Annotated in this window: 24 protein-coding genes and 4 pseudogenes; 11 read left to right on the top strand and 17 right to left on the bottom strand. The window is 68.2% G+C overall.

Translation table 11 applies throughout. The features are described from left to right. Positions 1-7 precede the first annotated feature (7 nt). From FGL25_RS17835 to FGL25_RS15750, 4 genes are all read right to left on the bottom strand, one after another. A complete protein-coding gene (locus FGL25_RS17835; RefSeq protein ID WP_003166568.1) occupies positions 8-130 on the bottom strand; it encodes a hypothetical protein in 123 nt (40 codons plus the stop codon). Positions 131-225: 95 nt separating this feature from the next. Beyond that, positions 226-1,167 (bottom strand): transcriptional regulator GcvA, encoded by a 942-nt coding sequence (gene gcvA, locus FGL25_RS15740; RefSeq protein ID WP_003166567.1) that lies wholly within the window; start codon positions 1,165-1,167, stop codon positions 226-228. Between the two features lie 7 nt (positions 1,168-1,174). After that, positions 1,175-1,861 carry a response regulator transcription factor gene (locus FGL25_RS15745; protein WP_003166566.1) on the bottom strand — a complete coding sequence of 229 codons (687 nt, stop codon included), beginning with the start codon at positions 1,859-1,861 and terminating at the stop codon, positions 1,175-1,177. A gap of 62 nt (positions 1,862-1,923) precedes the next feature. Beyond that, positions 1,924-2,634 (bottom strand): YggS family pyridoxal phosphate-dependent enzyme, encoded by a 711-nt coding sequence (locus FGL25_RS15750; protein WP_138142234.1) that lies wholly within the window; start codon positions 2,632-2,634, stop codon positions 1,924-1,926. Between FGL25_RS15750 and FGL25_RS15755 the strand changes: the two genes are divergently transcribed. After that, positions 2,633-3,295 (top strand): thiamine phosphate synthase, encoded by a 663-nt coding sequence (locus FGL25_RS15755; protein WP_252970226.1) that lies wholly within the window; start codon positions 2,633-2,635, stop codon positions 3,293-3,295. The genes FGL25_RS15750 and FGL25_RS15755 overlap by 2 nt on opposite strands. Before the next feature lie 14 nt (positions 3,296-3,309). Here the strand turns inward: FGL25_RS15755 and FGL25_RS15760 are convergent, their stop codons facing one another. Next, a complete protein-coding gene (locus FGL25_RS15760) occupies positions 3,310-3,711 on the bottom strand; it encodes an NtrZ family periplasmic regulatory protein (RefSeq protein WP_046652691.1) in 402 nt (133 codons plus the stop codon). 346 nt (positions 3,712-4,057) lie between these two features. On the opposite strand from FGL25_RS15760, the gene FGL25_RS15765 reads away from it, so the two are divergent. The 4 genes and pseudogenes from FGL25_RS15765 to holA all read left to right on the top strand — a co-directional run bounded on the left by FGL25_RS15765 (position 4,058) and on the right by holA (position 8,723). After that, a complete protein-coding gene (locus FGL25_RS15765) occupies positions 4,058-4,507 on the top strand; it encodes a DUF3576 domain-containing protein (protein ID WP_003166564.1) in 450 nt (149 codons plus the stop codon). A gap of 87 nt (positions 4,508-4,594) precedes the next feature. After that, a pseudogene (gene leuS / locus FGL25_RS15770) lies at positions 4,595-7,175 on the top strand (leucine--tRNA ligase). After that, complete coding sequence (gene lptE, locus FGL25_RS15775) at positions 7,175-7,660, top strand: LPS assembly lipoprotein LptE (protein WP_138142236.1); 486 nt, start codon at positions 7,175-7,177, stop codon at positions 7,658-7,660. Before leuS ends, lptE begins: the two are co-directional and overlap by 1 nt. A 10-nt stretch (positions 7,661-7,670) precedes the next feature. After that, positions 7,671-8,723: a DNA polymerase III subunit delta gene (gene holA / locus FGL25_RS15780; protein WP_088410779.1), complete on the top strand. Its 1,053-nt coding sequence runs from the start codon at positions 7,671-7,673 to the stop codon at positions 8,721-8,723. 28 nt (positions 8,724-8,751) lie between these two features. Here holA and FGL25_RS15785 read toward each other — a convergent pair whose 3' ends face one another. The 11 genes and pseudogenes from FGL25_RS15785 to hemE all read right to left on the bottom strand — a co-directional run bounded on the left by FGL25_RS15785 (position 8,752) and on the right by hemE (position 19,317). Continuing rightward, the gene (locus tag FGL25_RS15785) at positions 8,752-8,892 is read right to left on the bottom strand and encodes a hypothetical protein (RefSeq protein WP_252970227.1); all 141 of its coding nucleotides are present in this window, start codon (positions 8,890-8,892) and stop codon (positions 8,752-8,754) included. Between the two features lie 87 nt (positions 8,893-8,979). Then, positions 8,980-9,866: pseudogene (locus FGL25_RS15790) on the bottom strand (ParB/RepB/Spo0J family partition protein). A gap of 40 nt (positions 9,867-9,906) precedes the next feature. Further along, positions 9,907-10,713, bottom strand: a complete 807-nt coding sequence (locus tag FGL25_RS15795; protein WP_046652686.1) for a ParA family protein — start codon at positions 10,711-10,713, stop codon at positions 9,907-9,909. Between the two features lie 19 nt (positions 10,714-10,732). Next, complete coding sequence (rsmG, locus tag FGL25_RS15800; protein ID WP_088410776.1) at positions 10,733-11,353, bottom strand: 16S rRNA (guanine(527)-N(7))-methyltransferase RsmG; 621 nt, start codon at positions 11,351-11,353, stop codon at positions 10,733-10,735. Beyond that, positions 11,353-13,266, bottom strand: a complete 1,914-nt coding sequence (gene mnmG, locus FGL25_RS15805; protein ID WP_138142475.1) for a tRNA uridine-5-carboxymethylaminomethyl(34) synthesis enzyme MnmG — start codon at positions 13,264-13,266, stop codon at positions 11,353-11,355. The genes rsmG and mnmG overlap by 1 nt, the downstream gene beginning before the upstream one ends. A gap of 63 nt (positions 13,267-13,329) precedes the next feature. Continuing rightward, the gene (gene mnmE, locus FGL25_RS15810) at positions 13,330-14,643 is read right to left on the bottom strand and encodes a tRNA uridine-5-carboxymethylaminomethyl(34) synthesis GTPase MnmE (protein ID WP_138142238.1); all 1,314 of its coding nucleotides are present in this window, start codon (positions 14,641-14,643) and stop codon (positions 13,330-13,332) included. Between the two features lie 10 nt (positions 14,644-14,653). Beyond that, positions 14,654-14,893, bottom strand: a complete 240-nt coding sequence (locus FGL25_RS15815; protein WP_003166554.1) for a DUF6489 family protein — start codon at positions 14,891-14,893, stop codon at positions 14,654-14,656. A gap of 87 nt (positions 14,894-14,980) precedes the next feature. After that, positions 14,981-16,477 (bottom strand): transcription termination factor Rho, encoded by a 1,497-nt coding sequence (rho, locus tag FGL25_RS15820; protein WP_223850637.1) that lies wholly within the window; start codon positions 16,475-16,477, stop codon positions 14,981-14,983. 251 nt (positions 16,478-16,728) lie between these two features. Continuing rightward, positions 16,729-17,196, bottom strand: coding sequence for a CopD family protein (locus tag FGL25_RS15825; protein WP_003166551.1), 468 nt, complete (start codon positions 17,194-17,196; stop codon positions 16,729-16,731). A gap of 10 nt (positions 17,197-17,206) precedes the next feature. Beyond that, a complete protein-coding gene (gene hemH / locus FGL25_RS15830) occupies positions 17,207-18,286 on the bottom strand; it encodes a ferrochelatase (RefSeq protein ID WP_138142239.1) in 1,080 nt (359 codons plus the stop codon). Further along, entirely contained in the window at positions 18,283-19,317 is a 1,035-nt protein-coding gene (gene hemE, locus FGL25_RS15835) for a uroporphyrinogen decarboxylase (RefSeq protein WP_138142240.1), read from the bottom strand. The genes hemH and hemE overlap by 4 nt, the downstream gene beginning before the upstream one ends. 484 nt (positions 19,318-19,801) lie before the next feature. On the opposite strand from hemE, the gene FGL25_RS15840 reads away from it, so the two are divergent. The 6 genes and pseudogenes from FGL25_RS15840 to dnaQ all read left to right on the top strand — a co-directional run bounded on the left by FGL25_RS15840 (position 19,802) and on the right by dnaQ (position 24,267). Next, complete coding sequence (locus FGL25_RS15840; protein ID WP_003166549.1) at positions 19,802-20,671, top strand: pyruvate, water dikinase regulatory protein; 870 nt, start codon at positions 19,802-19,804, stop codon at positions 20,669-20,671. Then, the gene (locus FGL25_RS15845; protein WP_003166548.1) at positions 20,668-21,267 is read left to right on the top strand and encodes a Maf family protein; all 600 of its coding nucleotides are present in this window, start codon (positions 20,668-20,670) and stop codon (positions 21,265-21,267) included. The genes FGL25_RS15840 and FGL25_RS15845 overlap by 4 nt, the downstream gene beginning before the upstream one ends. Then, complete coding sequence (locus FGL25_RS15850; protein ID WP_138142241.1) at positions 21,264-22,103, top strand: shikimate dehydrogenase family protein; 840 nt, start codon at positions 21,264-21,266, stop codon at positions 22,101-22,103. Before FGL25_RS15845 ends, FGL25_RS15850 begins: the two co-directional genes overlap by 4 nt. Further along, positions 22,100-22,687, top strand: a pseudogene (gene coaE / locus FGL25_RS17745) (dephospho-CoA kinase); the annotation flags it as partial. The gene FGL25_RS15850 and the pseudogene coaE, both read left to right, overlap by 4 nt. A 63-nt stretch (positions 22,688-22,750) precedes the next feature. After that, positions 22,751-23,503 (top strand): annotated as a pseudogene (locus tag FGL25_RS17750) (aminoglycoside phosphotransferase family protein); the annotation flags it as partial. Positions 23,504-23,541: 38 nt separating this feature from the next. Further along, positions 23,542-24,267 carry a DNA polymerase III subunit epsilon gene (gene dnaQ / locus FGL25_RS15860; RefSeq protein ID WP_076224497.1) on the top strand — a complete coding sequence of 242 codons (726 nt, stop codon included), beginning with the start codon at positions 23,542-23,544 and terminating at the stop codon, positions 24,265-24,267. On the opposite strand, the gene FGL25_RS15865 is transcribed toward dnaQ, so the two are convergent. Next, entirely contained in the window at positions 24,225-24,566 is a 342-nt protein-coding gene (locus FGL25_RS15865) for a putative quinol monooxygenase (RefSeq protein WP_046652675.1), read from the bottom strand. The two genes, dnaQ and FGL25_RS15865, sit on opposite strands and share 43 nt — an antisense overlap. Positions 24,567-24,602 lie beyond the last annotated feature (36 nt).

Here is a 24,602-nt window from a genome sequence, read left to right on the forward strand (position 1 = left end):
TTTAAGCTCAGGCTGCGCCCAGCAGCTTGGCCCCGGCCAGCACGCCCATCAGGATCAGGGTGACGCTGCCGGTGAAGACGACGATGCCTTCGAACGAGAAGCTCGAAGCGCGGGGATGCACGAGTTTCATGACTTGGTTCCTTTCGGCGGGGGAGTTCCGAACGGTCTCAAGATAGGCGGCGCGACTGTACGGGACAAACCACGGTTAGGCCGCGTCGGATGATCTCAGGTCATCCGATCCGCATCTGCGTCCTCATCCAGCCGCGATTCGGCCACGATCCAGTTGAGGAAGCGCCGCAGCTTGGGTTCGTCCGCCCGTTCGGGCAGGACCACCGCCCAATAGGCCAGGTCATTGGTCAGGGCGTGATCGACCGGCTGGATCAGCCGCCCCTCGCGCAGGTCGTCCGCCGCCAGGGGCGCCGAGGTCAGGGCCACGCCGCGTCCTGATAAAGCCGCCTCCAGCGCCAGATGGCTGTGGCTGAAATGGGGGCCGCGCAAGTGGTTCACGCGCGGATCATCAACCCCGGCGCTCTCGAACCAGGCCTTCCAGCCCATGCGGTCGGCGTAGGGCATGTCGTGCCAGGTCTCATGGATCAGCACCACGTCCAGCAGGTCGGACGGCTGGTTCAACCGCCGCGCGGCGGCGAAGGACGGGGCGCAGACCGGGATCAGCCGCTCATTGACCAGCCGCCGCGCCACCTGCCCCGGATAGGGGCCTTCTCCGTAGCGCAGGGCCACGTCGGCCTCGCCGTTCGACAGGTCGGCGATGCGGTCCTCGGCGAAGACGATCAGGTCGAGATCCGGATTTTCCTCGCTGAAGCGATGCAGGCGCGGCGACAGCCATTTGCTGGCCAGCGACGGCAGGGCGGTGATGCGCAGCTGACGCGAGCGGCCCGGCCGCACGGCCTCCAGCGCGCTTTCCAGCCGCTCGAAGGCGTCGGCCACGCCCTGGGCCAGGCGCTTGCCGTCGGCGGTCAGGCGCACCGAACGGTTGAAGCGATCGAACAGGCGCAGGCCCAGCCGCATCTCCAGCGCCTTCACATGGCGGCTGACGGCGCCGGGGGTGACGCCCAACTCCTCGGCCGCCTCGCGGAAGCTGCCGAGGCGGGCCGCTGCGTCGAACGCCCGAAGCGCCACCAGCGGCGGGGTCGGGCGACGCTCGCTCATCTGAGGGTCAGGGCTGGAGGCGGTAGCCGCCGGCGTCGGTCAGCAGCAGACGGGCCTGGCCCGGCTCGACCTCGATCTTCTGACGCAGGCGATAGATGTGCGTTTCCAGGGTGTGGGTGGTGACCCCGGCGTTGTAGCCCCAGACCTCGGTCAGCAGCTCTTCGCGCGACACCGGCTTGGCCCCGGCGCGATAGAGGTACTTGAGGATGTTGGTTTCCTTCTCGGTCAGCCGGACCTTCTTGCCCTTGTCGTCGACCATCAGCTTGGAGGCCGGACGGAACTCATAGGGGCCGACCTGGAAGACGGCGTCCTCGGACTGTTCGTGGCTGCGCAGATGGGCGCGGATGCGCGCCAAGAGAACCGCGAAGCGGAAGGGCTTGGTGACGTAGTCATTGGCGCCGGAGTCGAGACCGAGGATGGCGTCCGAATCTGACGACTGCGCCGTCAGCATGATGACCGGGGTGGAGACGCCCGCCTTGCGGATCAGGCGACAGGCCTCGCGGCCGTCCATGTCGGGCAGGTCGACGTCGAGCAGGATCAGATCGGCCCGCGCCTCCTTGGCCTGGCGCACGCCGTCGGTCGCCGTCGCGGCCTGGGCCGGGCGGAATTCCTCATGAAGCGCCAACTGCTCGGCCAAGGCCTCGCGCAGGTCGTTGTCGTCATCGATGATCAGAATGGTCTTGGGCGTGCGCATGGTCTCTTTAGAATGGCGAGGCTTGAGCCGAACGCCAAGGGCGCCGGGCGCGATATTGCGTCCTAAGAGGTCGCAGGGACCATATTTCGTTCCCCGAACAGGGCCGAACCCACTCGAACATGGGTCGCGCCCGCCTCGATCGCCGTCAGATAGTCGCCGCTCATGCCCATCGACAGGACCGAGAGGCTATTGCGCGCGGCGATCGCAGCCAGCAGGGCGAAGTGCGGCGCGGGGTCTTCGTCGGCCGGAGGAATGCACATCAGCCCCTCGACCGTCAGGCCGTGAATGTCGCGCGCGGCGGCGATCAGGGCGTCGGCGTCGTCCGGCAGCACGCCCGCCTTCTGCGGCTCGGCGCCCGTGTTGATCTGAACCAGGACGCGGGGACGACGGCCCGTCTTGCGCGCGGCGGCGGCCAGGGCGGCGGCGAGGCGTTCGCGATCCAGAGTCTCGATGACGTCGAACAGTTCGACCGCGTCTTGCGCCTTATTGGTCTGCAGGGGGCCGATCAGGCGCAGCTCCAGATCCGGCAGGGCGGCGCGACGCTCATCCCAGTGGGCCTTGGCCTCCTGCACCCGGTTCTCGCCGAACACCCGCTGGCCGGCCGCCAGGGCGGCGTCGAGGGCGGCGTCGCCCTGCGTCTTGGACACAGCCGTCAGCACCACGGAAGCAGGGTCGCGGCCCGCCGCCAGGGCCGCGTCATGGATGCGGCGACGCACCTCGGCGAAGCGGTCGGCGATGGACGAAACGGCGAAAGCGGGCGTAGTGGCGGTCATGACCCTGTCCGAACTCATGGCCGAGGACGCGCGCACCCTTTGGGCGGCGGCCCAGACCCTGTCGCAGTCTGTAGCCCTCGCGGCGGCGCCTGTCAGCCCGCGCCCCCTGCCGCCCCTGCTGTTCTTCACCGATCCAGAGCGGACGCCCCGGCCGTGGGAGACGGCGGCGCGGCTGCCTGCGGGCGCTGGGGTCGTGTACCGCGCCTTCGGCGCCGCCGACGCCGTCGAGACCGGGCTTCGTCTGCGCGAGGCGACGCGGGCGGCAGGCGCATTGCTGCTGGTCGGGCTGGACGCCGCCCTGGCCGAGCGGGTGGAGGCTGACGGCGTACACCTGCCCGAACGCGCCCTCTCGTCGGCCTACGCCCTGTCGGGACGGCGGCCAGACTGGCTGCTGACCGGCGCGGCGCATTCGGAAGCGGCGGTGCGCGGCGCGCGCGACCTGCACGCCCTGGTGCTGTCGCCGGTCTTCCCGGCCGGCGGCGCTTCAGCGGCCAAGCCCGCGCTGGGCGTGGAGCGGTTCTCCGCCTTGGTCACCATGGCCCCCTGCCCGGTCTACGCCCTGGGCGGCGTCACGGCGCGCAACACGCAAGCCCTCAGCGAATCAGGCGCGTGCGGTCTAGCGGGCGTGGAGGCGATCCAAGCGGCGTTCACCTCTCGCTGAGAGAGCGCCCAGGATCAGAACTTGAAGATGGTCTCGAGGCGCACGCGCGGGGCGGCGCGGCGATCAGCGGCGCTTTCGGGCGCACGGGCCGGATCGACTTCCGGCGAGGCCAAGTTGGCGGCGGCGCCGACGCGCAGGCGCGGGCTGAGGCGGTAATAGGCCCCGGCCTCGACGTCGCCCCAGTCGGCTTCGCGGCCGACGGGCTGGTTCAGGTTGAAGTTCAGGCCCCAGCGGCCGTTCTCGTTCCAGCGCAGGCCGCGGCGCTGGGCGGCGGTCGGGGTGCTGGGCGACTGGGCGGCGATGTCGGTCAGGCTGACGGCAGGGGCGCGGCCGCGCGTCTGCGCAGCGGCGTCGGTCGCCGCCCCGGCCAAGGCCAGGGCGCCCACGCTTGCAGCGATGACGGCGACGAAACGCATTTCACCCACCCTATGGACCGCTCGTTTTCTGCGGCGATCCTCGTTGACGACCTCAGAACGCCTGAACGAGCCGCGTCTGATCTGGGGATAAGATATGGACTGCATTCCTACGGTCAACGGAACGTGGCCCTATGGTACAGGTTCCAGGCGACTCCGGCGCGGGCTGTGGCGCCCTTGTCACGCAGAAGGGCGAGACCGAGGCCTCTATCGGTCGAGTCTGATGCCAGATCGCCTTGTCATCGCCCCTTTTCGCCGTGTTATAGAGCGTTGCTGACGCGAACGTGCGTGGGCGTCGCCAGGCGACGTTCCCTCACGCGCCGTCAAACCCTTTCACGGAGATCACGGAATGGCTCTTGTTCGCGGCGCTGCGGTCGCCCTGATCGCCTCGGGCCTGCTGCTCGGGGGCTGCTCCAGCCTGCCGTTCGGCGGCTCTAAGGCCAAGGCGCCCACCATGGAGGCCCAGCTGGGCATCGGCGTGAACGCCTATCTGTGGCGCGCCACCCTGGACACCCTGTCCTTCATGCCCCTGACCAGCGCCGATCCGTGGGGCGGCGTGGTCAACTATGACTGGTACGTCAATCCGCAGGCGCCGAACGAGCGCTTCAAGGCGACCGTCTTCATCCTGGATCGCCGCCTGCGCGCCGACGCCCTGAACGTCGCCGTAACCAAGGAAGTCAAGGACGCCGCCGGCGCCTGGGTCTCCGCTCCGGTCGCGGCCCAGACCGAAACCGATCTGGAGAACGCCATCCTGACCAAGGCGCGCCAGCTCAACCTCGCCAACGCGGCCCGTCGCTAAAGACCGGCCGCCCCTCACCTTTCGTCTTCAACGCGTCCTCAGGCCCGCCTCAAGCTTCGCGCCTGAGGCGCCGCCTCAGGATACGCCGTGGCCCGCTACGAGCCCAAGACCGCCGAACCCCGCCAGCAGGCCCGATGGGCTGCGGCCGACGCCTTCTCGGTGTCCAACGCCGACACCGGCCGTCCGAAATACTACGTCCTGGAGATGTTCCCCTATCCGTCGGGCAACATCCACATGGGCCACGCCCGCAACTATGTGATGGGCGACGTGGTGGCGCGTCACAAGCGGGCGCAGGGTTTCGACGTCCTGCATCCGATGGGCTGGGACGCCTTCGGCATGCCGGCCGAGAACGCGGCCATGGAGCGCGGCGTCCACCCTGGCGACTGGACCTGGTCCAACATCGCCGCCATGCGCGACCAGCTGAAGCTGCTGGGCCTGTCGCTGGACTGGTCGCGTGAGTTCGCCACCTGCGACCCCGACTACTACGGCAAGCAGCAAGCCTGGTTCCTGGAGCTGTTCAAGCGCGGCCTGGTCTATCGCAAGGACGGCGTGGTCAACTGGGATCCCGTCGATAACACCGTCCTGGCCAATGAACAGGTCATCGACGGGCGCGGCTGGCGTTCGGGCGCCGTGGTCGAGAAACGCAAGCTGAACCAGTGGTTCCTGCGCATTACTCAGTATGCGGATGATCTAATTGACGGCCTGGCCGAGCTGGAAGGCCGCTGGCCCGAGAAGGTCCGCCTGATGCAGGAAAACTGGATCGGCCGGTCCAAAGGTCTGCAGATGAAGTGGGCTTGGGCGGGCGCCTCTCCGGCCGGATTCGACGACGGGTTGGAGATCTACACCACCCGCCCCGACACCCCTGTTCGGCGCCAGCTTCATGGGTCTGGCCCCCGATCATCCGATCTCGAAGCAACTGGCCGAGGCCGACCCCAAGGTCGCCGCCTTCGTCGCCGAATGCCGCAAGGGCGGCGCCAGTCAGGCCGACATCGAACAGGCCGAGAAGATCGGCTGGGACACCGGGCTGAAGGTCGTCCATCCCTTCACCGGGGCCGAGGTCTCGGTGTGGATCGCCAACTTCATCCTGTCCGACTACGGCACGGGCGCCATCTTCGCCTGCCCGGCGCATGACCAGCGCGATCTGGACTTCGCCCGCAAATACGATCTGCCGGTGATCCCGGTCGTCCGCCCCGAGGGCGCGGGCGACGACTTCGCCGTGGCGGACGAGGCCTATACCGGCCCCGGCTCCATCTTCCATTCCGACTTCCTGAACGGTCTGGACATCGAGGCCGCCAAGGCCGAGGCCATCCGCCGCATCGAGGCCGCCGGAACGGGCGAAGGCGCGACCATCTATCGCCTGCGCGACTGGGGCGTCAGCCGCCAGCGCTACTGGGGCTGCCCCATCCCGGTCATCCACTGCGAGGCCTGCGGCGTCGTGCCGGTGCCAGGCGACCAACTGCCGGTCGAACTGCCCAAGGACGTCACCTTCGACGTGCCCGGCAACCCGCTGGACCGCCATCCGACCTGGAAGCACGTCGACTGTCCCTCGTGCGGCGCCGCCGCCCGACGCGAGACGGACACGCTGGACACCTTCGTCGACAGCTCCTGGTATTTCGCCCGCTTCGCCGACCCCAAGGCGGCCGAGCCGATCAACAAGGCCGCCGCCGCCAAATGGCTGCCGGTCGATCAGTATATCGGCGGGGTCGAGCACGCCGTCCTGCACCTGCTCTACGCCCGCTTCATCACCCGCGCCCTGTCGGACGCCGGTCTGATGGACGTGAAGGAGCCGTTCGCGGGCCTGTTCACGCAAGGCATGGTGGTTCACGAGACCTATTTCGACGGCCATGAAGACAGCGGCAAACCGCGCTGGGTCGAGCCGTCGGACGTCCGCATCGAGACGGTGGACGGTCAGCGCGTCGCCACCCGCCTGTCCACCGGCGCCCCGGTAACGATCGGCGACATCGAGAAGATGTCGAAGTCCAAGAAGAACGTGGTCGCGCCCCAGGACATCATCACCGCCTATGGCGTGGACGCCGGCCGCCTGTTCATCCTGTCCGACAGCCCGCCTGAGCGCGACATCCAGTGGTCGACCGGGGGCGTCGAAGGCGCCGCCCGCTTCGTCCAGCGCGTCTGGGGCGAGTTCGACGGCTTTGACGTCGCCGCGCCCGCGAATCCCGATGCGGACTCCGCCCTGATCCGCGAGACGCACAAGGCCATCAAGGCCGTCAGCGAGGGCGTCGAGCATTTCCGCTTCAACTCGGCCGTGGCCAAGCTCTACGCCTTCCTGGCGACCATCCGCCAACACGACAAGGCGGGCGCCGAGGCGAAGAAGACCGCCCTGGCCGCCCTGGCGCGGCTGATGGCGCCCTTCACCCCGCACCTCGCCGAGGAATGCTGGACCCGGCTGGGCGAGGCTGGAATGGTGCTGGACGCGCCCTGGCCCGTCTATGACGCCGCCCTGGCCGCCGACGACCAGGTCACCCTGCCCGTTCAGATCGGCGGCAAACGTCGCGGCGAAGTCGTCCTGCCGCGCGGATCGGACAATGCGACGGTCGAGGCCGCCGCCCTCGCCAATCCGACGGTTCAGGCTTACCTTGCCGCCAACAACCTCAGCGTTCGCAAGGTGATCGTGGTGCCCGACCGTATCGTCAATCTGGTGGCCGGCTGATGCGCCGCCTGGCCCTGCTCGGCGTCCTGGCGGGCGCAAGCCTGCTGGCGGCCTGCGGCTTCACGCCCATGTACGGCGAGACCGGCGTCAGCGGCGGCCTGTCGCGCATCGCCGTGACCACGCCGGACGACCGGCTGGGCTATCGCCTGCGCGAGCAGCTGGAGGATGCCTTCGGCCGCGACGGCGGCGGCCAGGCCCCCCTCTATCGCCTGACGACCGAGGTCGAGCAGAGCCGCCGCCCTCTGGGCCGCCGCATCGACGACACCGCCAGCCGCTATGAGCTGACGGTCAAGGCCGCCTGGGCCCTGACCCCCGCCGCTGGCGGCGAGACGATCAAGGGCGTGCAGACGACGACCGTCACCTACGCCGCCGCGGATCAGCCCTACGCCGCCATCGCCGCCCAGCAGGACGGCGAGGACCGGGCCGCCGCCGACCTGGCCCGTCTGATCCGCCTGGACATGATGCGCGTCCTGGCGGGGCTCTGAAGGCCTTCGCATGATCCTGTCCAAGCGGCCCGACGTCGACCGCTTCCTGAAGGCGCCGGACGCTGGCGTCCGCGCCGCCGTCATCCACGGCAAAGACCGTTCGGGCGTGACCGAGCGCGCCCTGACGTTGTGCCGCACGATCACCTCGGATCTGAACGACCCCTTCAACGTCACCCTGCTGACCGAGGCCGACATCGACGGCGACGCCGTGCGGCTGGAAGAGGCGCTGACGGCGCTCAGCATGATCGGCGGGCGGCGCCTGGTGCGCATCCGGATGTCGGACGGCAAGGCAGGCGTGGACAAGGCCGTGGCCGCCGCCCTGACCGCCCACGCCGAGGGCGCCTATAATCCCGACGCCATGTTGGTGGTCGAGGCCGGGGCGCTGGGCCGCGAATCCGCCCTGCGCAAGGCCGCCGAAAAGGCCCAGGGCGCAGTCGCCATCGCCTGCTATGAAGACGAGGTCGGCGATGTCGCCCGCATGACGCGCGAGGCCCTGGGCGCGGACAAGGTCGGCCTGTCTTCCGACGCCCTGGACCGCTTCGTCGCCCGCCTGCCCCGCGAACGCGGCCTGATGCGTCAGGAGATCGAGCGGCTGATCCTCTATATCGGCCCCGGATCGGGCCGCACCATCGATGTGGAAGAGCTGGACGCCCACCTGGGGGTCGAGCCCGACGCCTCCCTGTCAGACGCCGCCTTGCAGGCCTTCGGCGGCCGCCCCGGCCCCGCCCAGGCGGGTCTGCGCCGCGCCCTGGCCGAGGGCGAAAGCGCCGTCATGGCCGTACGCATGGCCTCGCTTCATCTCGGAAAACTACGCCGGATCAATGTCCTGCAAGCCAACGGCGCAGGCGCCAAGGAGGCCGCCAAGGCCGCCGGCGTGTTCTGGAAACAGGAAGCGGAAATGCTGCGCCAATCGCGCGCCTGGCGGCTCGAACTGCTCGACGAGGTGCAGGACAGCATCAACACCGCCGACGTCATGACCAAGACCACAGGCATGCCCGAAGCTCTGATCGCCGAACGCCTGCTGCTGGAGATCGCCGCTCGCGCCAAGCGCATGGGGCTTTAAGGCGCGCACGAGACGGCGGCGGCGTCCCTCAGCCTCGCTTGGAGGCGCGACGGAAGGCGGGCTTGTTCAAGGCCGCCGCCTGACGCTGCATCGACTGTTCCGCCTTGCGGGCTCCATCAACGCCGGTAAAGCCGCCGCCATCCTGCTGCGCCGCCTTCTTCGCGGCCAAGACCCGTTTCAACGCTTCGGCTGCGCTGATTTTGTCAGAGTTTTCAGTCATGGCGACACCCTAACATGGATGGCGTCGAAAAGAGCCTCAGCCCCGCATCAGGCGTCGGCACAGGTCGTCGAGCTGTTCCAGGGTGCCGTATTTAACTGTGATCTCGCCCTTGCCGCCCTTGTCGGCCAAAGAGACCTGAAGGCCCAGGGCGTCGGACAGATCCTGTTCCAGGGCCGCGATGTCGGCCGCGCCCTCGCCGCTCATGACCGGCCTGGCCTTGGGCGTTTTCGGACCTTCCACCGCGCGACGCGCCAGCGCCTCGGTCTGACGCACGTTCAGCCCCTTGGCGATGACCTCGCCGCCAGTTCCTCGGCATTCGGAGCCGTGATCAGGGCGCGGGCGTGGCCGGCCGACAGATCGCCCCGCACCACATGCTCGCGCACCGCCTCGGGCAGTTGCAGCAGGCGCAGGGTGTTGGCGACGTGGCTGCGGCTCTTGCCCACCACCCCGGCCAGGGCGTCCTGGGTGCGGCCGAACCGCTCCATCAGGACGGCATAGGCGTTGGCCTCTTCCATCGGGTTCAGGTCGGCGCGCTGGACGTTCTCGATGACGCCGACCTCAAGCACCTCGATATCGTCCATCTCGCGAACGACGATCGGCACCTGGGTCAGGCGGGCGGCCTGGGCGGCGCGCCAGCGGCGCTCGCCAGCGATAATCTGCCACACGCCTTGCTCGCCCGGTTGCGACCGCACCAGAATGGGCTGCAGCACCCCTTTATCGCGGATCGAGGCCGTCAGTTCGTCCAGATCCGTCTTGGCGAAGATCTTGCGCGGCTGGTCCGGATTCGGCTTCAGCGCCTCGATCGGCGCGCGTTGCACGCCGGCCGGCGCCGGGCCGGTCGCGTCGACGGCGACTGGCTCCTGCGCGTTTTCTCCCAGAAGCGCCGAGAGACCCCGGCCCAGACCACGCTGACGTTCGGACAAGATATCGATTCCGTTACTGTTTATCGGATCAGACCGCCCATCAGGCGGCCAGGGCCTGACGACGCTGACGCTCACGCGCCACCAGTTCACGGGCCAGCTTCAGATAGGCCTGGCTGCCCGCACATTTCAGATCATAGATGAGCGCCGGCTTGCCGAAGGACGGCGCCTCGGACACCCGGACGTTGCGAGGGATGACGCTGTCATAGACCTTGTCGCCGAAATGGGCGCGCACATCGGCCGCCACCTGACCCGACAGGGCGTTGCGGCGGTCATACATGGTCAGGACCAGCCCCTGAATCTCCAGCGCCGGGTTCAGGCTCTGGCGCACCATGTCGATGGTCCGCATCAACTGGGTCAAGCCTTCCAGGGCGAAGAACTCGCACTGCAGCGGCACCAGGACGGCGTCGGCCGCCGCCATGGCGTTCAGCGTCAGAAGATTCAGCGACGGCGGGCAGTCGATCAGCACATAGTCAAACCGGGCATGACCATTGCCCCCCTGCTTCGCCAGGGCGTCGCGCAGGCGATAGGACCGACGATCCGCCTGGCTCAACTCGATCTCGACGCCCGACATGTCGGCGTCGGCGGCGACGATGAACAGCCCCGGCACCGCGGTCTCAATGGCGGCCTCGTCCACCGGGCGGCCGTCGACGATGACGTCATAGATCGTCACCCGCCGTGTTTCACGTGGAACACCCAGACCCGTGGAGGCATTGCCCTGCGGGTCCATGTCGACGATCAGCACCTTCTCCCCGATCGCCGCCAAGGCGGTGCCCAGGTTGATGGCGGTCGTGGTCTTGCCGACCCCGCCTTTCTGGTTGGAGACCGCCAGGACGCGGGTTTCATGCACGCGGGGCTGCTTTACGGACTCAACGGACACGGCGAAGGCTCCCCAGTGAAACGATGCGGCCGCGCGGATCGCTGCGCGAGACCGTAAGCTCAGCCTCAAACTGCCAGACCCGGCGGGCCTCTTTCAACTCAGCCTCGGCCTTCTCTCCCTTGAGAAACAGGCCTTTTGCACCGCGTTGGAAGTAGGGCTGTGCATAACCCAGCAGCTTGTCCATCGCCGCCACTGCGCGCGCGGTGACGACGTCGACGGAAATCGTCTGCTCCTCAGCCCGCCCATTGACGACGGTCGCGGGCAGATCGAGCGCATCCACAATGGTCTGGAGGAAACGGCAGCGCTTGCCCAGGCTGTCGATCAGCCAGACATGGGCGCCAGGACGGCCCTTCAGCAGGATGGCCAGGACCACGCCGGGAAAGCCCGCCCCCGCCCCCAGATCAGCCCAGGTCTTGGCCTCCGGCGCCAAGTTCAACAGCTGCGCGCTGTCCCAGGCATGGCGGTTCCAAAAGTCGGGAATAGTGTCCGGCCCGACCAGGTTCATTACCTCATTGGCCTCGGTCAGCATGACGAGAAAGGCTTGCAGATCGGCGATGTTGGCGTCGCTGGCGCCCGTCTGGGCGCGGAAGGTCTGAATGGCGTCCGACATCAGGCGACGACCGCCGCAAGATCGGCTTCCACGCCCTTCGCCTTTTTCACATGCGCCAGCAGCGCCGTCAGGGCGCCCGGCGTCATCCCTTCGATCCGCCCGGCCTGGCCCAGAGTCAGAGGTCGGATCATGGCCAGCTTCTCACGCACCTCATTCGACAGGGCGCCGATGGCCGCGTAGTCGAGATCAGCAGGCAAGGACAGCCCCTCCTCCCGCCGCAGAGCCTCGGCGTCCTGGGCCTGACGGTCCAGATAGCCGGCGTAGACGGCGTCGATCTCCACCTGCTCGCGCACGGCGACAGGCCAGTCGGCGATCTCGGGCCGGACCGAAACAAACTGATCCAGCGACACGTTGGGGAAGGCCAGCAAATCGCGGATCGAGCGGCGCTGCCCATCCGCATTGACGTTGATGCCCAGAGTCCCCGCCTCCTTGGGCGTGAACTGCGTTTCACGTGAAACACGGTTCGCCCGGTCTAACCGGCCAGCCTTATCCAGCCATACCTTGGCGCGATCGGCGCTGACGATCCCGGCCTCGATGCCGACCGGCGTCAGGCGTTGATCCGCATTATCTGCACGCAGGGTGAGCCGATACTCGGCCCGGCTGGTGAACATACGATAGGGCTCGGTGACGCCGCGCGTCACCAGGTCGTCGATCATCACCCCGATATAGGCCTGATCCCGGCCGAGGATCAGCGGGTCGGAACCGGCGGCGGCGCGAGCCGCGTTAAGACCCGCGATCAGCCCTTGGGCTCCCGCCTCTTCATAACCGGTCGTGCCGTTGATCTGGCCCGCGAGGTAGAGGCCGGGCCGCTTCTTGACCTCCAGCGCCGGGGTCAGTTCGCGCGGATCGACATAGTCGTACTCGATGGCGTAGCCGAAGCGGAAAACCTCCACCTTCTCCAGCCCCGGCATGGTGTGGAGGAAGGCCAGCTGGGTCGCATCCGATACCGAGGTGGATATGCCGTTCGGATAGACGCTGGGGTCATCCAGACCTTCCGGCTCCAGGAAGACCTGGTGGCTGGTCTTGTCCGCGAAACGCACCACCTTGTCCTCGATCGAGGGGCAATAGCGCGGACCGCGTCCCGACAAACGTCCGCCATAGACGGCGCTCTCGCCCAGATTCTCGGCGATGATGCGATGCGTCTCTTCCGTCGTGTGGGTGACGCCGCAGGCGATCTGCGGCACCTCGATGCGGTCCGTCAGGAAGCTGAAGGGCGCGGGCTGATCGTCGGCCGCCTGCATCTCCAGCCGATCCCAGGCGATGGTTCGGCCGTCCAGGCGCGCGGGCGTGCCGGTCTTCAGCCGCCCCATCATCAGGTCGGCCGCGTGCAGATCACCGGCCAGCCCCGTCGAGGGGTCTTCGCCATATCGGCCCGCCGGAATGCGCAGGTCGCCGCGATGGATCACACCGTTGAGGAAGGTGCCGGTCGTCAGCACCACGGCGCCGGCGCGGATCGTCTCCCCTGCCCCTGTCGTCACGCCGACCACCCGATCGCCGTTCAGGATCAGGCACTCGGCCGTGCCCGCCATCAGGGTCAGGTTCGGATAGTCGGCCAGCTCCGCCTGCATGGCCTCGCGATACAGGCGACGGTCGATCTGGCTGCGCGGACCGCGCACGGCGGCGCCCTTGGAGCGATTCAACATGCGGAACTGGATGCCGGACACGTCCGCCAGACGCCCCATGACGCCATCCAAGGCGTCGATCTCTCGCACCAGATGGCCCTTGCCCAGGCCGCCGATGGCCGGGTTGCAGCTCATCTCGCCGATGGTCTCCAGCTTCTGGGTCAGAAGCAGGGTGCGGGCGCCCGCGCGCGCGGCGGCCGTCGAGGCTTCGCATCCGGCGTGGCCGCCGCCAATAACGACTACGTCGTAGGTATGATCGGGGGTCGAACTCATGGCGTCCACATAGTCCATTCGAGCCGAAATCGCCACCGGCTCGAGAACCGTTGTTTCACGTGAAACAGGCGAAAGCCGGGCCTATTTGCCGATGCAGAAGGAGGAGAAGACCTCGCCCAGAATGTCCTCCACCCCGATGGCCCCGGTGACGCGGGCCAGGGCCTCGGCGGCGCGACGAAGGTCGTCACCCGCCATCTCGGGCGCCAGATCGAGCGCACGACGCCCTGCCTCAACCGCGGCCAGAGCTTCAGCCAAGCGACGACGATGGCGCTCACGCGTCACCGCCGGGAAGTCGGCGCCGGACAGGTCGCGGGCCAGGCGAGCCGCGATCCAGTCATGCAGTTCAGACAGCCCCTGCCCCGTCGTCGTGCTGACGCTCAAGGCTTCGAGATCGGGCGCCGTCGCCACTGCGCCCAGGTCGGACTTGTTCAACACCTGAAGGTCCGAGGAACGGATGAAGCCGAAAGCCGGATCCGTATCGCCTTCTGTGGAGGGCGAACGAACCCATAGACGCAGGTCGGCGCCCTCGGCGCGCAAGCGTGCGCGACGGATGCCCTCCGCCTCGACCGGATCGTCGCTGTCGCGCAGACCCGCCGTGTCCGACAGGGTGACGGCGTAGCCCCCGATCATGATGTCGGCGTCCAACACGTCGCGCGTCGTCCCGGCGATCGGGGTGACGATGGCCGCCTCGCGCGCCACCAGCGCGTTGAACAGAGAAGACTTGCCCGCATTCGTCTCGCCGATCAGGACGATGCGATAGCCCTCGCGCACCCGTCGGCCGCGATCGGAATCGGCCAGGGCCGCGCGCAGATCGGCGGCCAGGGCGTCCAGAATCGGCCCGGCGGTGCGCGCCAGATTGTCGGGCACTTCCTCGTCGGGGAAGTCGATCTCGGCCTCAACCAGGGACAGGGCCTTCAGCAGATCACGGCGGAAACCGGCGTAGGCCGCCGACAGGGCGCCGTCGAGCTGGCCCAGAGCCTGGGTCTTTTGGGCGTCCGTTTCCGCGTCGATCAGGTCGGCGACGGCCTCGGCCTGGGCCAGATCCATGCGGCCGTTCTGGAAAGCCCGTCGGGTGAACTCGCCGGGCTCGGCCGGGCGCAGGCCCAGCGCGATGAGGGCGGCGCTGGCCGCTTCGACCACGGCGCGACCGCCATGCAGATGCAGTTCGGCCGAGTCCTCGCCCGTATAGGAGCGCGGAGCCACGAAGCGCAGCACCAGAGCCTCGTCGATCAGACGGCCCTCTTGGCGCAAACTGCGCACCGAGGCCAGGCGGGGCGTCAGCCCCCCTGCCCCCAGCGCCGTCAGCGTCGTTTCGGTGGCTGGACCCGACAGGCGCAGCACGGCGATGGCCCCCCGCCCCGGCGGAGTGGCGAGGGCGAAGATGGTGTCGCTCACGCCGTCAGGCTCAAGGTTTTGCCGCGCCCGTGACGGCGGCTTCCATCAGGCGGCGGAACTGGTCCTGGGCCTGAACGCCGAAGCTGGTCCAGGTCTTCATCAGTTCATCGGGCTGCATCGCGGCCATGTTGGCGTCCATGCGTTTCTGCATCTCGGCGACCAGATGATCGTTGAGCGGCGTCACGTCCGGCAGGCCCAGAAAGGCCCGGGCCTCGGCCGGGGTGCAGTCGATCTCGATGTTCAGCTTCATGACATCTGCCTTTCAAGCTCGGCGCGTGTTTCACGTGAAACAGCCCTCAAGCAGCCGCTCGCCGCGCGGGCGGCGCTAGGGCCAGTATCAGGTGTTCATCGACTGGAAGAAGTCCGCGTTGTTCTTCGACTGGCGCAGCTTGTCGAGCAGGAACTCGATCGCGTCCTGCGGACCCATCGGGTTGAGGATGCGGCGCAGGACATAGGTCTTGGCCAGCTGGTCCTTCGGCGTGATGAGGTCTTCCTTGCGGGTGCCGGACTTGAGCACGTCGATCGCCGGGAAGATGCGCTTGTCGGCGACCTTGCGGTCCAGCACGATTTCCGAGTTGCCGGTGCCCTTGAACTCTTCGAAGATCACCTCGTCCATGCGGCTGCCGGTGTCGATCAGGGCCGTGGCGATGATGGTCAGCGAACCGCCCTGCTCCACATTGCGCGCGGCGCCGAAGAAGCGCTTGGGACGTTGCAGGGCGTTGGCGTCGACGCCGCCGGTCAGCACCTTGCCCGACGACGGGACGGTGGCGTTATAGGCGCGGCCCAGACGCGTGATGGAGTCCAGCAGGATCACCACGTCCTTCTTGTGTTCGACCAGGCGCTTGGCCTTTTCGATCACCATTTCGGCCACGGCGACGTGGCGCGAAGCGGGCTCGTCGAAGGTCGAGGCCACGACCTCGCCCTTCACCGTGCGCTGCATGTCGGTGACTTCTTCCGGGCGCTCGTCGATCAGCAGGACGATCAGGAAGACTTCCGGATGGTTGCGCTCGATCGATTTGGCGATGTTCTGCAGCATGACCGTCTTACCGACGCGCGGCGGAGCCACGATCAGGCAGCGCTGGCCCTTGCCGAGCGGGGCGACGATGTCGATGACCCGGCCCGAGCGATCCTTCAGCGTCGGGTCCTGGATCTCCATGTGCAGACGCTCTTCGGGGTAGAGCGGCGTCAGGTTGTCGAACAGGACCTTGGTCTTGACCATCTCCGGATCTTCGAAGTTAATCGTATCGACCTTGAGCAGGGCGAAGTAGCGCTCGCCCTCTCGCGGGCCACGCACGGCGCCGTGCACCGTGTCGCCCGAACGCAGGCCGAAGCGGCGGATCTGCGACGGCGAGACATAGACGTCGTCCGGCCCCGGCAGATAGTTGGCGTCGGGGCTGCGCAGGAAGCCGAAGCCGTCCGGCAGGATCTCCAGCACGCCCGAGGCGATGATTTCGACCTCTTCGTCCGCCAGGGTCTTCAGGATGGCGAACAGCAGATCCTGCTTGCGCAGGTTGCCGGCGTTCTCGATGTCCAGGCCTTCGGCGAAGGCGACCAGGTCTTCCGGCGTCTTCTCGTTCAGTTCCTGCAGGGTGATGCGGCCGTTAGGGACGATGGGCTCGCCGTCATCGTCCTCGTCATCCTCCTCGGCCGTGGTGTCGACGCCGTGGTCGTCGTCTTCAGCGACAGGCGCGACGGGTTCTTCGGGCGCGGCTTCCTCGACCGGCGCCGCCCCACGGCTGCCGCCCAGGCTCAGGGTGCGGCGCGGCCGTTCAACAGGCGTTTCCACCGTGTTTTCAGTGACTTCGGTTTCCGGCGTCTCAGGCGTATCGGTCATGATGGCGTGCTCGTTCGCGCACCCGAACACCGCAGGGCGCCCAGGAGCAGAAGGTCGTCGATGGCTTCAGCCGCAAGGGCTGGGAGGGAGGGCGACGATCTCCCGCAGGCTCGAACCGGCAGGCGTCGCGAAAAGAGAGGGACCGCGCTGCACGGATCGGCCGCACGGTTCATCGCAGCGGAACCACGAAAGACCCGTGCCGGTCAAGGGCCCTCAAACAGCGGGCGGCCGCGTCGCTCGCGCTAGGGCCTCTAGAAACTCCATTCCATCGTCACCGACAGCACCATGATGATGGCCAGGACGAAGGGAATCTCATTGGTCATGCGCCAGAAGCGACCCGAATATTTCGACGTGCCCGCCGCGATCTTCTTGCGCTGTCCCGCCAGGAAGCCGTGCCAGGCCGCCAGCAGGAAGACGCCGATCAGCTTGGTCATCATCCAAGGCTGGTGCGCGAAGGACCAATCGGCGCCGTCGCCGCTGCGCAGCCACAGCAGCCAGCCGCCGAAGACGAAGGCCAGGATCATGGCCGGGTTGATGATGATGCGCAGCAGCCGCGTCTGCCAGACGCGCAGCAAGGCCTGCATCTCGCCGCGCAGGGGTTCAGGCTTGGCGTTCTGCTCGGCGTCATAGGCGAACAGACGCGGCAGGAAGAGCATGCCGGCCATCCAGGCGATCACCGCCAGAATGTGAAGCCCTCGGGCCAGGTTGTAATAATCCATGTCGCTCCCCTCAGGCCGCCCTTGAGCTCTTTGAACAGCCAGACGGGCAGGCTTTCAAGTGGGCGCATGGTCCCCCCTGCGAGGCGCCCTGGGGCGCGGTCCCCGGCGTCTCCAGCGCCCGTCCGACCGCATCGGCCAGGGCGGTGATGAAGATCGGATCCGCGCTGACTGTCGGCGCCCGCAGATAGGGCGCGCAACCGACCTTATGCGCCAGCTCGCCGTATTCCATGTCCAGCTCGACCAGGGTCTCGATATGCTCGGAGACGAAGGCGATGGGCACGACGACGGCGCCCACGCCGTCCTTGGCCGCCTGTTCGATGGCGTCCGGCGTGGCCGGCCCCAGCCATTTCAGCGGTCCGACCCGGCTCTGATAGCAGATGGCCCAGTCGGTCAGACCCATGTGCTCGACCACAGCGGCCACGGTCGCCTCGACCTGGGCCTGATAGGGATCGCCGGCCGCGACCAGCTTTTCCGGAATGCCGTGCGCCGAAAACAGCACGCGCACCGGTCTGCCTTCAGCCTTGTCCAGCGTTTGCCGGATCAGACGGGCCTGGGCCTCGATCAGGCCCTCGGCGTCCGGATAGCAGCAAATGACGTGGGTCTCGCCCGGCCCGTCGTAGCACTCGCTCCACTTCTTCAGCGACGAGGCCGTCGTAGTCGTCGAGAACTGCGGATAGAGGGGCAGAAGGACGATCTTGTCCGGCTGGAAAGCCTTAACCGCCGCCGCCGTCTCTTCCGTCAGCGGATGCCAGTAGCGCATGGCGATGAAGACGCGGCTGTCGTCGCCCGGCGCGGCGTCGGCCAGGGCGCGCGACAGGGCCTCGGCCTGCTTCTGCGTCTCGGGCAGCAGGGGCGAGCCGCCGCCCATCAGGGCGTAGTTGGCCTGGGCCGAGGTCTCGCGACGGCTGGAGATCAACTTGGCCAGCGGCGTGCGGAACACCCCCGGCAGGCCGATGATGGCCGGATCGTTGAACAGGTTGAACAGGAAGGGTTTGACCGCTTCGGGGCGATCAGGACCGCCCAGATTGGTCAGAACGACCGCCACGCGCCGGTTGGGTCGTCCCTCGAGGGTTGCAGCGGTCCGGGTCATTGGGCGCCGATCCGCTTCAGCACCTGCTCGACATGGGCGATCGGCACGTCCGGCAGGATGCCGTGGCCCAGGTTGAATATCCACGGGCCCTGCCCCCAGGCCTCCATCAGCTGATCGACGCGGCGATCCAGGGCGTCGCCGCCCGCCCGCAGCAGCAAGGGATCCAGCGCGCCCTGAATGGGCTTGATCGCCTGGACGCGCCGACCGACGTCCAGCGGACAGGCGGTGTCCAGCGCCATGCCCTGCACGTCGCATTCGCGGGCGTAGCGTTCGGCCAACGCCGCCGAGCCCCTCGGGAAGCCCATCAGGGGCACGGTGACGCCCAGTTCACGGGCGCGGGCGACCAGCTTCTGGTGCGGCTTCAGCACCAGGGTCTCGAACAGATCGTCAGGCAGGCCCTCGGCCCAGCTCTCGAAAATCTTCAGCACCTGGGCGCCGGCGTCCTGCTGCATCTTCAGATAGTGGGCGGTGGATTCCACCAGCACGTCCAGCAGACCCGCCACCAGCTCGGGATTGGTATAGGCGTAAGTGCGGGCGGCGGCGCGCTCGCCCTTGCCGATGGTGCGCGCTTCGCCGTCCAGCATATAGGTTGCGACCGTCCACGGCGCCCCCGCAAAGCCGATCAGGGCGCGTTCAGGCTCCAGTTCCGCGCGCACGAGGCTGAGGGTCTGGCCCACGGCCTTGAGGGCTTCTCCAGCCTGCTGAGCCCTGTCGGCCATGGACTGCACCGACGGTAGAGCGCCCAGGCGCGGCCCTTCCCCCGCCTCGAACCATACCTTCTGGCCCAGGGCGCCCGGGATCAGCAGGATGTCGGCGAAGACGATGGCAGCGTCAAAGCCGAACCGGCGCATCGGCTGCAGGGTCGCTTCCGCCGCCATTTCCGGATTTAGGCAGAAGGCGATGAAGTCCGGCGCCTTGGCTCGCAGCGCGCGGTATTCCGGCAGGTAGCGCCCAGCTTGACGCATGAACCACACGGGCGGGCGGGAAAGGGTTCGGCCCTGGAGAGCCTGGATCAGAAGGGGCGTGCTCATACTTCGGGCTTTAGGATGCACACCCCCAAGCCTCAATCCCTATTCAGATTTAAGAATTGAAAGAATTGGTAGGTGGAAGCAGGGCCGGGGAGCGCGGGGATAACTGCGGGCAGTCCCGGTTCGACTCCCGCTTGTCCCCTGATCGCGGCGTGGAAACCCAGGCGTTTACAAGGCGGGGTGTGAGTCATGGGGATAAGCCGTGAAACGCCCGTCAGACTCTGGCTTGCCTCTGGGCGCCGTTGTGGGTGAATCCACGGGCGCCGTTGTTGGACAAAATGTCCTGCCCCCAGCACGGGATGAATCTTCGGCGCCCAGGCGGACGACTCCGGCGCCGATCACCACAACGGCGCCCGCGATCCCCGCTCGCGACCGGCGGCCAGGCTTGCTAGAGGATTCGGCGCCCGGTCTTTCACGAACGGCGCCCCGGCTTTTCAACAGGGCGCGGGGATGATCCGACCGCCGCCTGGAAGGAGACGCCGATCTCATGAGCCCCGCCCGACCGATCGGCGCTTCGCGCCTGGCCACCTATTTCCACGTCCATCTGGTGTCGGACTCGACCGGCGAGACGCTGAACGCCATGGCCAAGGCCGTTGTCGCCCGTTTCGACGGCGTCATTCCCATCGAGCACATCTACGCCCTGGTGCGTTCGACCAAGCAGATGGATCGGGTGCTGGAAGAGGTGGCGGCCGCGCCCGGCGTGGTGTTGCACACCCTGGTCGACCGCGAATTGCGTGAACAGCTCGAGGAAGGCTGTCGCCAGCTTCAGATGCCGCAGATCGGGGCGCTGGACCCGCTGGTCGGCGCCCTGTCGCGCTATCTGGGCGCAGACGTCTCGGCGCGGGTCGGGGCGCAGCACGCCCTGGATACGGGCTATTTCAACCGCATGGGCGCGCTCGATTACGCCATCGCCCACGACGACGGTCAGGGCACGCTGGAGCAGCTGGAGCAGGCCGACGTGGTGTTGTGCGGGGTCAGCCGGACCTCCAAGACCCCGACCTGCATCTATCTGGCGCACCGGGGCATTCGCGCCGCGAACGTGCCTCTGGTTCCCGGCCAGGAGGATGGCGAGCGCTTGACGGGACTGAAGAAGCCGCTGGTCGTCGGCCTGACCGTGTCGCCTGATCGCCTGGTGCAGATCCGCCGCAACCGGCTGGACGGGCTGAACGCCGGCCATGCCTCCGCCTATGTCGACCATGACGCCGTGCGCGAGGAAACCATCAAGGCGCGTCGCGCCTTCGAACGGCGCGGCTGGCCGACCATCGACGTGACCCGTCGCTCGGTCGAAGAGACGGCGGCCGCCATCATCAACCTGTTGAGCGAGCGGCGCGGCCGCAAGCTGGGAGCTTCGATGTGACGACGACTGACGGCGAACGCCTGATCCTGGCCTCCAAGAGCGCCGCGCGCCGCGCCATGCTGACCGACGCCGGCGTGCCTTTCGCCGTCCAGGTCGCCGACGTGGATGAGGACGCCCTGAAGACGCCGGGCGTCGATCCGGTCGAGCTGGCGGTCGAACTGGCGCGGGCCAAGGCGCTGGCGGTGTCGCGCCATGACGCCGACGCCTGGGTGCTGGGCGCGGATCAGACCCTGTCGTTCGAGGGGGGGCTGGTGTCCAAGGCGCCGACGCTTCAGGCCGCGCGCGAACGCTTAAGCGCCATGCGCGGCCGCTCGCACCAACTGCATTCCGGCGCCGCCCTGGCCCGCAACGGCCAGGTGGTCTGGTCCGGCGTGGACACGGTCGAGATGAAGGTGCGCGATTTTTCCGACGCCTTCCTCGACGCCTATCTGGCGGCGGAAGGCGAGGCCTTGCTGGCCTGCGTCGGCTCTTATCGGCTGGAGGGGCTGGGCTCGCAATTGTTCGAGGCGGTCGAGGGTGACTACTTCACCGTTCTGGGCCTGCCGCTGTGGCCTGTCCTGGCCGAACTGCGGCGCGCGGGCGTGATCGCGTCATGAGCGGAACGCCGGTCGGCCGCATCACGGGCGCCGCCCTGCTGGGCGGGATCGTCGGCAATCCGGTCAGCCATTCGCTCAGCCCGGTGATCCACAACGCCTGGCTGGAGGCCGGCGGCGTCGACGGCGCCTACGTCGCCTTTGCGCCCAAGGATGCGGCGGGGTTCGAGGCCCTGGTCGCGGCGGGTCGCGCGGGGCTGATCGCGGGCGTCAACGTCACGGCGCCGTTCAAGGAGCAGGCCTTCGCCCTAGCGGATGAGGCTGCGGCGGCGGCGCAGATGACGGGATCGGCCAACATCCTAGTCTTCGAGGATGGCCGGGTGCGGGCCGACAGCGCCGACGGCGCGGGCGTGCTCTACGCACTGGCCGAACAGGCGCCGAAGCTGAAGCTGGACGGCGCCTCCGTCGTCATGCTGGGCGCGGGCGGCGCGGCGCGGGCGGGCGCGGGCGCCTTGATTGAGGCGGGCGCCGCCCTGTCCATTCTCAACCGCACGCGGGAACGGGCCGAGGCCCTGGCCGCCGATCTCGGTCCGGCGGTGTCGGTGGCTCCGGACGCGGGCGTGCTGGAAGGCGCGGATCTGGTCATCAACGCCTTGAGCGTCGCGCCGGACATTTCGCTGGCGGCGCTGAAGCCTTCGGCCGTGGTCATGGATATGACCTACAAGCCCGTGGTCACGCCTCTGTTGGCGGCGGCCCGCGCGCGAGGGCTGACGACGGTGGACGGGCTGGCCATGCTGATCGGCCAGGCGGCGCCGTCGTTCGAGGCCATCTTCCGCCGCCCGCCGCCGACGCTGGACCTGCGCGCCATCCTGCTGAACCATCTGGGAGAGACGGCGTGATCGTCCTGGGCCTGACCGGCTCGATCGGCATGGGCAAGTCGACGACCGCCCAGATGTTCGCCGACGAGGGCGCCGTGGTGTGGGACGCCGACGCCGCCGTTCATCGCCTCTATGGCTCCGGCGGCGCGGCGGTCGCGCCGCTGGCGCAGGCCTTCCCCGGCGTGGTCGTGGACGGCGCGGTCGACCGCCTGCGCCTGGCCGAGGCCCTGGGCCGCGACGAGGACGCCTTCCAGCGGCTGGAGGCCATCGTCCACCCTTTGGTCGCGGCTGACCGCGCCGAGGCGCTGAAGGCGGCGGCGGAAGGCGGGGCGCGTCTGGCGGTCGTCGACATCCCCCTGCTGTTCGAGACGGGGGGCGACGCCTTCGTCGACGCCGTGGCGGTGGTCACGGCCGACGCCGAGATTCAGGCTCAGCGTGTTCTGGCGCGTCCCGGCATGACGCGCGAGCGGTTCGACGCCATCCTGGCGCGCCAGACGCCGGACGCGGAAAAGCGCGCCCGCGCCGACTTCCTGATCGATACCGGACATGGCCTGGAGGCCGCGCGCGACCAGGTGCGCGCCGTCGTGGCGAAGGTTCTCGAACCGGATTGGAAGCCTGCGCCGCCGTCCGCCTGGGGCCTGGGCCGCCTGAGCCTGTTAGCCGAAGGCGTGGGCGGAACGGCCTGGCGGGCCGTCGCGCCCGACGGCCGCACCAGCGTGCTCAAGCGTCTAAGCCCGCAGGCGGCGCCGGATGCGCCCCATGCCCTGGCCTGGCTGCGTTGGCGCGACGGGTCGGGCGCGATCCGTCTGCTGGGCGCTCAGGGCCCTTGGCAATGGCTTGAGGACGCCGGAGACCGCCCTCTGTCCGCCGTGCTGGAGACGGAGGGTGACGAGGCCGCGACCCACATCGCCGCCGACGTGCTGCGCGCCCTTCATGCGCCTTCGGATCGCCCGGCCGAAGGTCTTCAGACCATGGCGGACCGCTTCGCCGCCTTGGGGCTTGAGGCGACGAGACAGGGCGGTCTGTTCGGCGAGGCGGCCGTCATGGCGGCGGGCCTGATGGCCGAGGGGACGCCGATCCGGCCGCTGCACGGCGACCTTCATCACGACAACGTCCTGCACGGTCCGCGCGGCTGGCTGGCGATCGACCCGCACGGCGTCCTGGGCGACCCGGCCTATGATGCGGCCAATCTGCTCTACAATCCGCTGGAGCGGCAGGATCTCCGGACCGATCCCGCACGGGCGCGGCGCCTGGCCGAGGCCCTGGGGCCGGCGGTCGGGCGGCCCGCCCAGGCGGTCATGGCCTGGGGCTTCTGCCACGCCTGCCTCTCCGCCGCCTGGCATCTGGAGGACGAGAACCACGAGGAGGCGGAACGCAGTCTGGCGGTCGCGCGGGCGATCCGTCGCGCCCTGGAGGGCTGAACCCTTTCGCTGAAGGCCGAACCCCGGCATTAAGGGGCATGGCCCGCGAAATCGTCCTCGACACTGAAACCACCGGCTTCGATCCCAAGACAGGCGACCGGCTGATCGAAGTGGGCTGCATCGAGATTGAGGATCTGCTGCCGACGGGGCGGACTTTTCACCGCTTCATCAACCCCGAGCGGCTGATCCCGCCGGACGCCATCAAGGTGCACGGCATCACCGACGACAAGGTGAAGGACGCGCCCAAGTTTCATGAGGTCGTCGATGACCTGATGGAGTTTCTGGGCGATGCGCCCCTGATCGCGCACAACGCCAACTTCGACCGCAACTTCATCGATTTCGAGATCGGCCGCATCGGCCGCAAGCCGCCGCCGCAGGATCGTTGGATCGACACCCTGGCCCTGGCCCAGAAGCGGTTTCCGGGCATGGCCAATTCGCTGGACGCCCTGTGCAAGCGCTACAAGATCAGCCTGGTCGAGCGCACCTTGCACGGCGCCCTGATCGACGCCCGTCTGCTGGCCGAGGTCTATCTGGAGTTGCGCGGCGGCAAGGAGCGGGCGCTGGACCTGACCTCGACGCGCGGCGGCGCGGCCGAAACGGCGGAGCGCGTCGCCTACGGCGCCCGGCCGCGTCCCCTGCCCTCTTTCGTCACGGCCGAGGAAGAGGCCGCCCACCTGGCCTTCCTCAAGGCGACGATCAAGGATTTCAGCCTGTGGGCGGGCTATGGGGTGACGGTCGAGACCGAGGCTGAAGAAGCCGCCTGAACCGGCGCGTCCGTCGGGACGGGGTTCATCAGTATGTAGGTTCCGGGCCGGATCTGGTGGGCGTCGATCTGGGGGACCAGGCGCCGGAAATGTTCGCTGGCGCAATGGACGTCGAGCGCGGCCTGGTCAGGCCATTCCTCGATGAAGATGAAATGGCCGGGCTGTTTGCGATCCTCGAACAGATCATAGGCGCGGCACAAGGGCTCCTGCCGAGTCAGGCGCACCAGTTCGGCATAGAGGGGCCTCACCGTCTCGACATGCTCGGGTTTGATGAAGTCCTCGGCGATGACCTTGAGCATCGGCCCTCCTGCGCAAGAAAAAGGGGCGCCCGACCA

This window comes from Brevundimonas vancanneytii (assembly GCF_901421975.1).
GTDB classification, from domain to species: Bacteria; Pseudomonadota; Alphaproteobacteria; order Caulobacterales; family Caulobacteraceae; genus Brevundimonas; species Brevundimonas diminuta.

Coding starts and splice junctions, on each gene's coding strand:
- FGL25_RS17835 (WP_003166568.1), bottom strand. CDS start 130: ATGAAACTCGTGCATCCCCGCGCTTCGAGCTTCTCGTTCGAAGGCATC.
- gcvA (WP_003166567.1), bottom strand. CDS start 1,167: ATGAGCGAGCGTCGCCCGACCCCGCCGCTGGTGGCGCTTCGGGCGTTC.
- FGL25_RS15745 (WP_003166566.1), bottom strand. CDS start 1,861: ATGCGCACGCCCAAGACCATTCTGATCATCGATGACGACAACGACCTG.
- FGL25_RS15755 (WP_252970226.1), top strand. CDS start 2,633: ATGACCCTGTCCGAACTCATGGCCGAGGACGCGCGCACCCTTTGGGCG.
- FGL25_RS15750 (WP_138142234.1), bottom strand. CDS start 2,634: ATGACCGCCACTACGCCCGCTTTCGCCGTTTCGTCCATCGCCGACCGC.
- FGL25_RS15760 (WP_046652691.1), bottom strand. CDS start 3,711: ATGCGTTTCGTCGCCGTCATCGCTGCAAGCGTGGGCGCCCTGGCCTTG.
- FGL25_RS15765 (WP_003166564.1), top strand. CDS start 4,058: ATGGCTCTTGTTCGCGGCGCTGCGGTCGCCCTGATCGCCTCGGGCCTG.
- lptE (WP_138142236.1), top strand. CDS start 7,175: ATGCGCCGCCTGGCCCTGCTCGGCGTCCTGGCGGGCGCAAGCCTGCTG.
- holA (WP_088410779.1), top strand. CDS start 7,671: ATGATCCTGTCCAAGCGGCCCGACGTCGACCGCTTCCTGAAGGCGCCG.
- rsmG (WP_088410776.1), bottom strand. CDS start 11,353: ATGTCGGACGCCATTCAGACCTTCCGCGCCCAGACGGGCGCCAGCGAC.
- mnmG (WP_138142475.1), bottom strand. CDS start 13,266: ATGGACTATGTGGACGCCATGAGTTCGACCCCCGATCATACCTACGAC.
- FGL25_RS15815 (WP_003166554.1), bottom strand. CDS start 14,893: ATGAAGCTGAACATCGAGATCGACTGCACCCCGGCCGAGGCCCGGGCC.
- rho (WP_223850637.1), bottom strand. CDS start 16,477: ATGACCGATACGCCTGAGACGCCGGAAACCGAAGTCACTGAAAACACG.
- FGL25_RS15825 (WP_003166551.1), bottom strand. CDS start 17,196: ATGGATTATTACAACCTGGCCCGAGGGCTTCACATTCTGGCGGTGATC.
- hemH (WP_138142239.1), bottom strand. CDS start 18,286: ATGACCCGGACCGCTGCAACCCTCGAGGGACGACCCAACCGGCGCGTG.
- hemE (WP_138142240.1), bottom strand. CDS start 19,317: ATGAGCACGCCCCTTCTGATCCAGGCTCTCCAGGGCCGAACCCTTTCC.
- FGL25_RS15840 (WP_003166549.1), top strand. CDS start 19,802: ATGAGCCCCGCCCGACCGATCGGCGCTTCGCGCCTGGCCACCTATTTC.
- FGL25_RS15850 (WP_138142241.1), top strand. CDS start 21,264: ATGAGCGGAACGCCGGTCGGCCGCATCACGGGCGCCGCCCTGCTGGGC.
- dnaQ (WP_076224497.1), top strand. CDS start 23,542: ATGGCCCGCGAAATCGTCCTCGACACTGAAACCACCGGCTTCGATCCC.
- FGL25_RS15865 (WP_046652675.1), bottom strand. CDS start 24,566: ATGCTCAAGGTCATCGCCGAGGACTTCATCAAACCCGAGCATGTCGAG.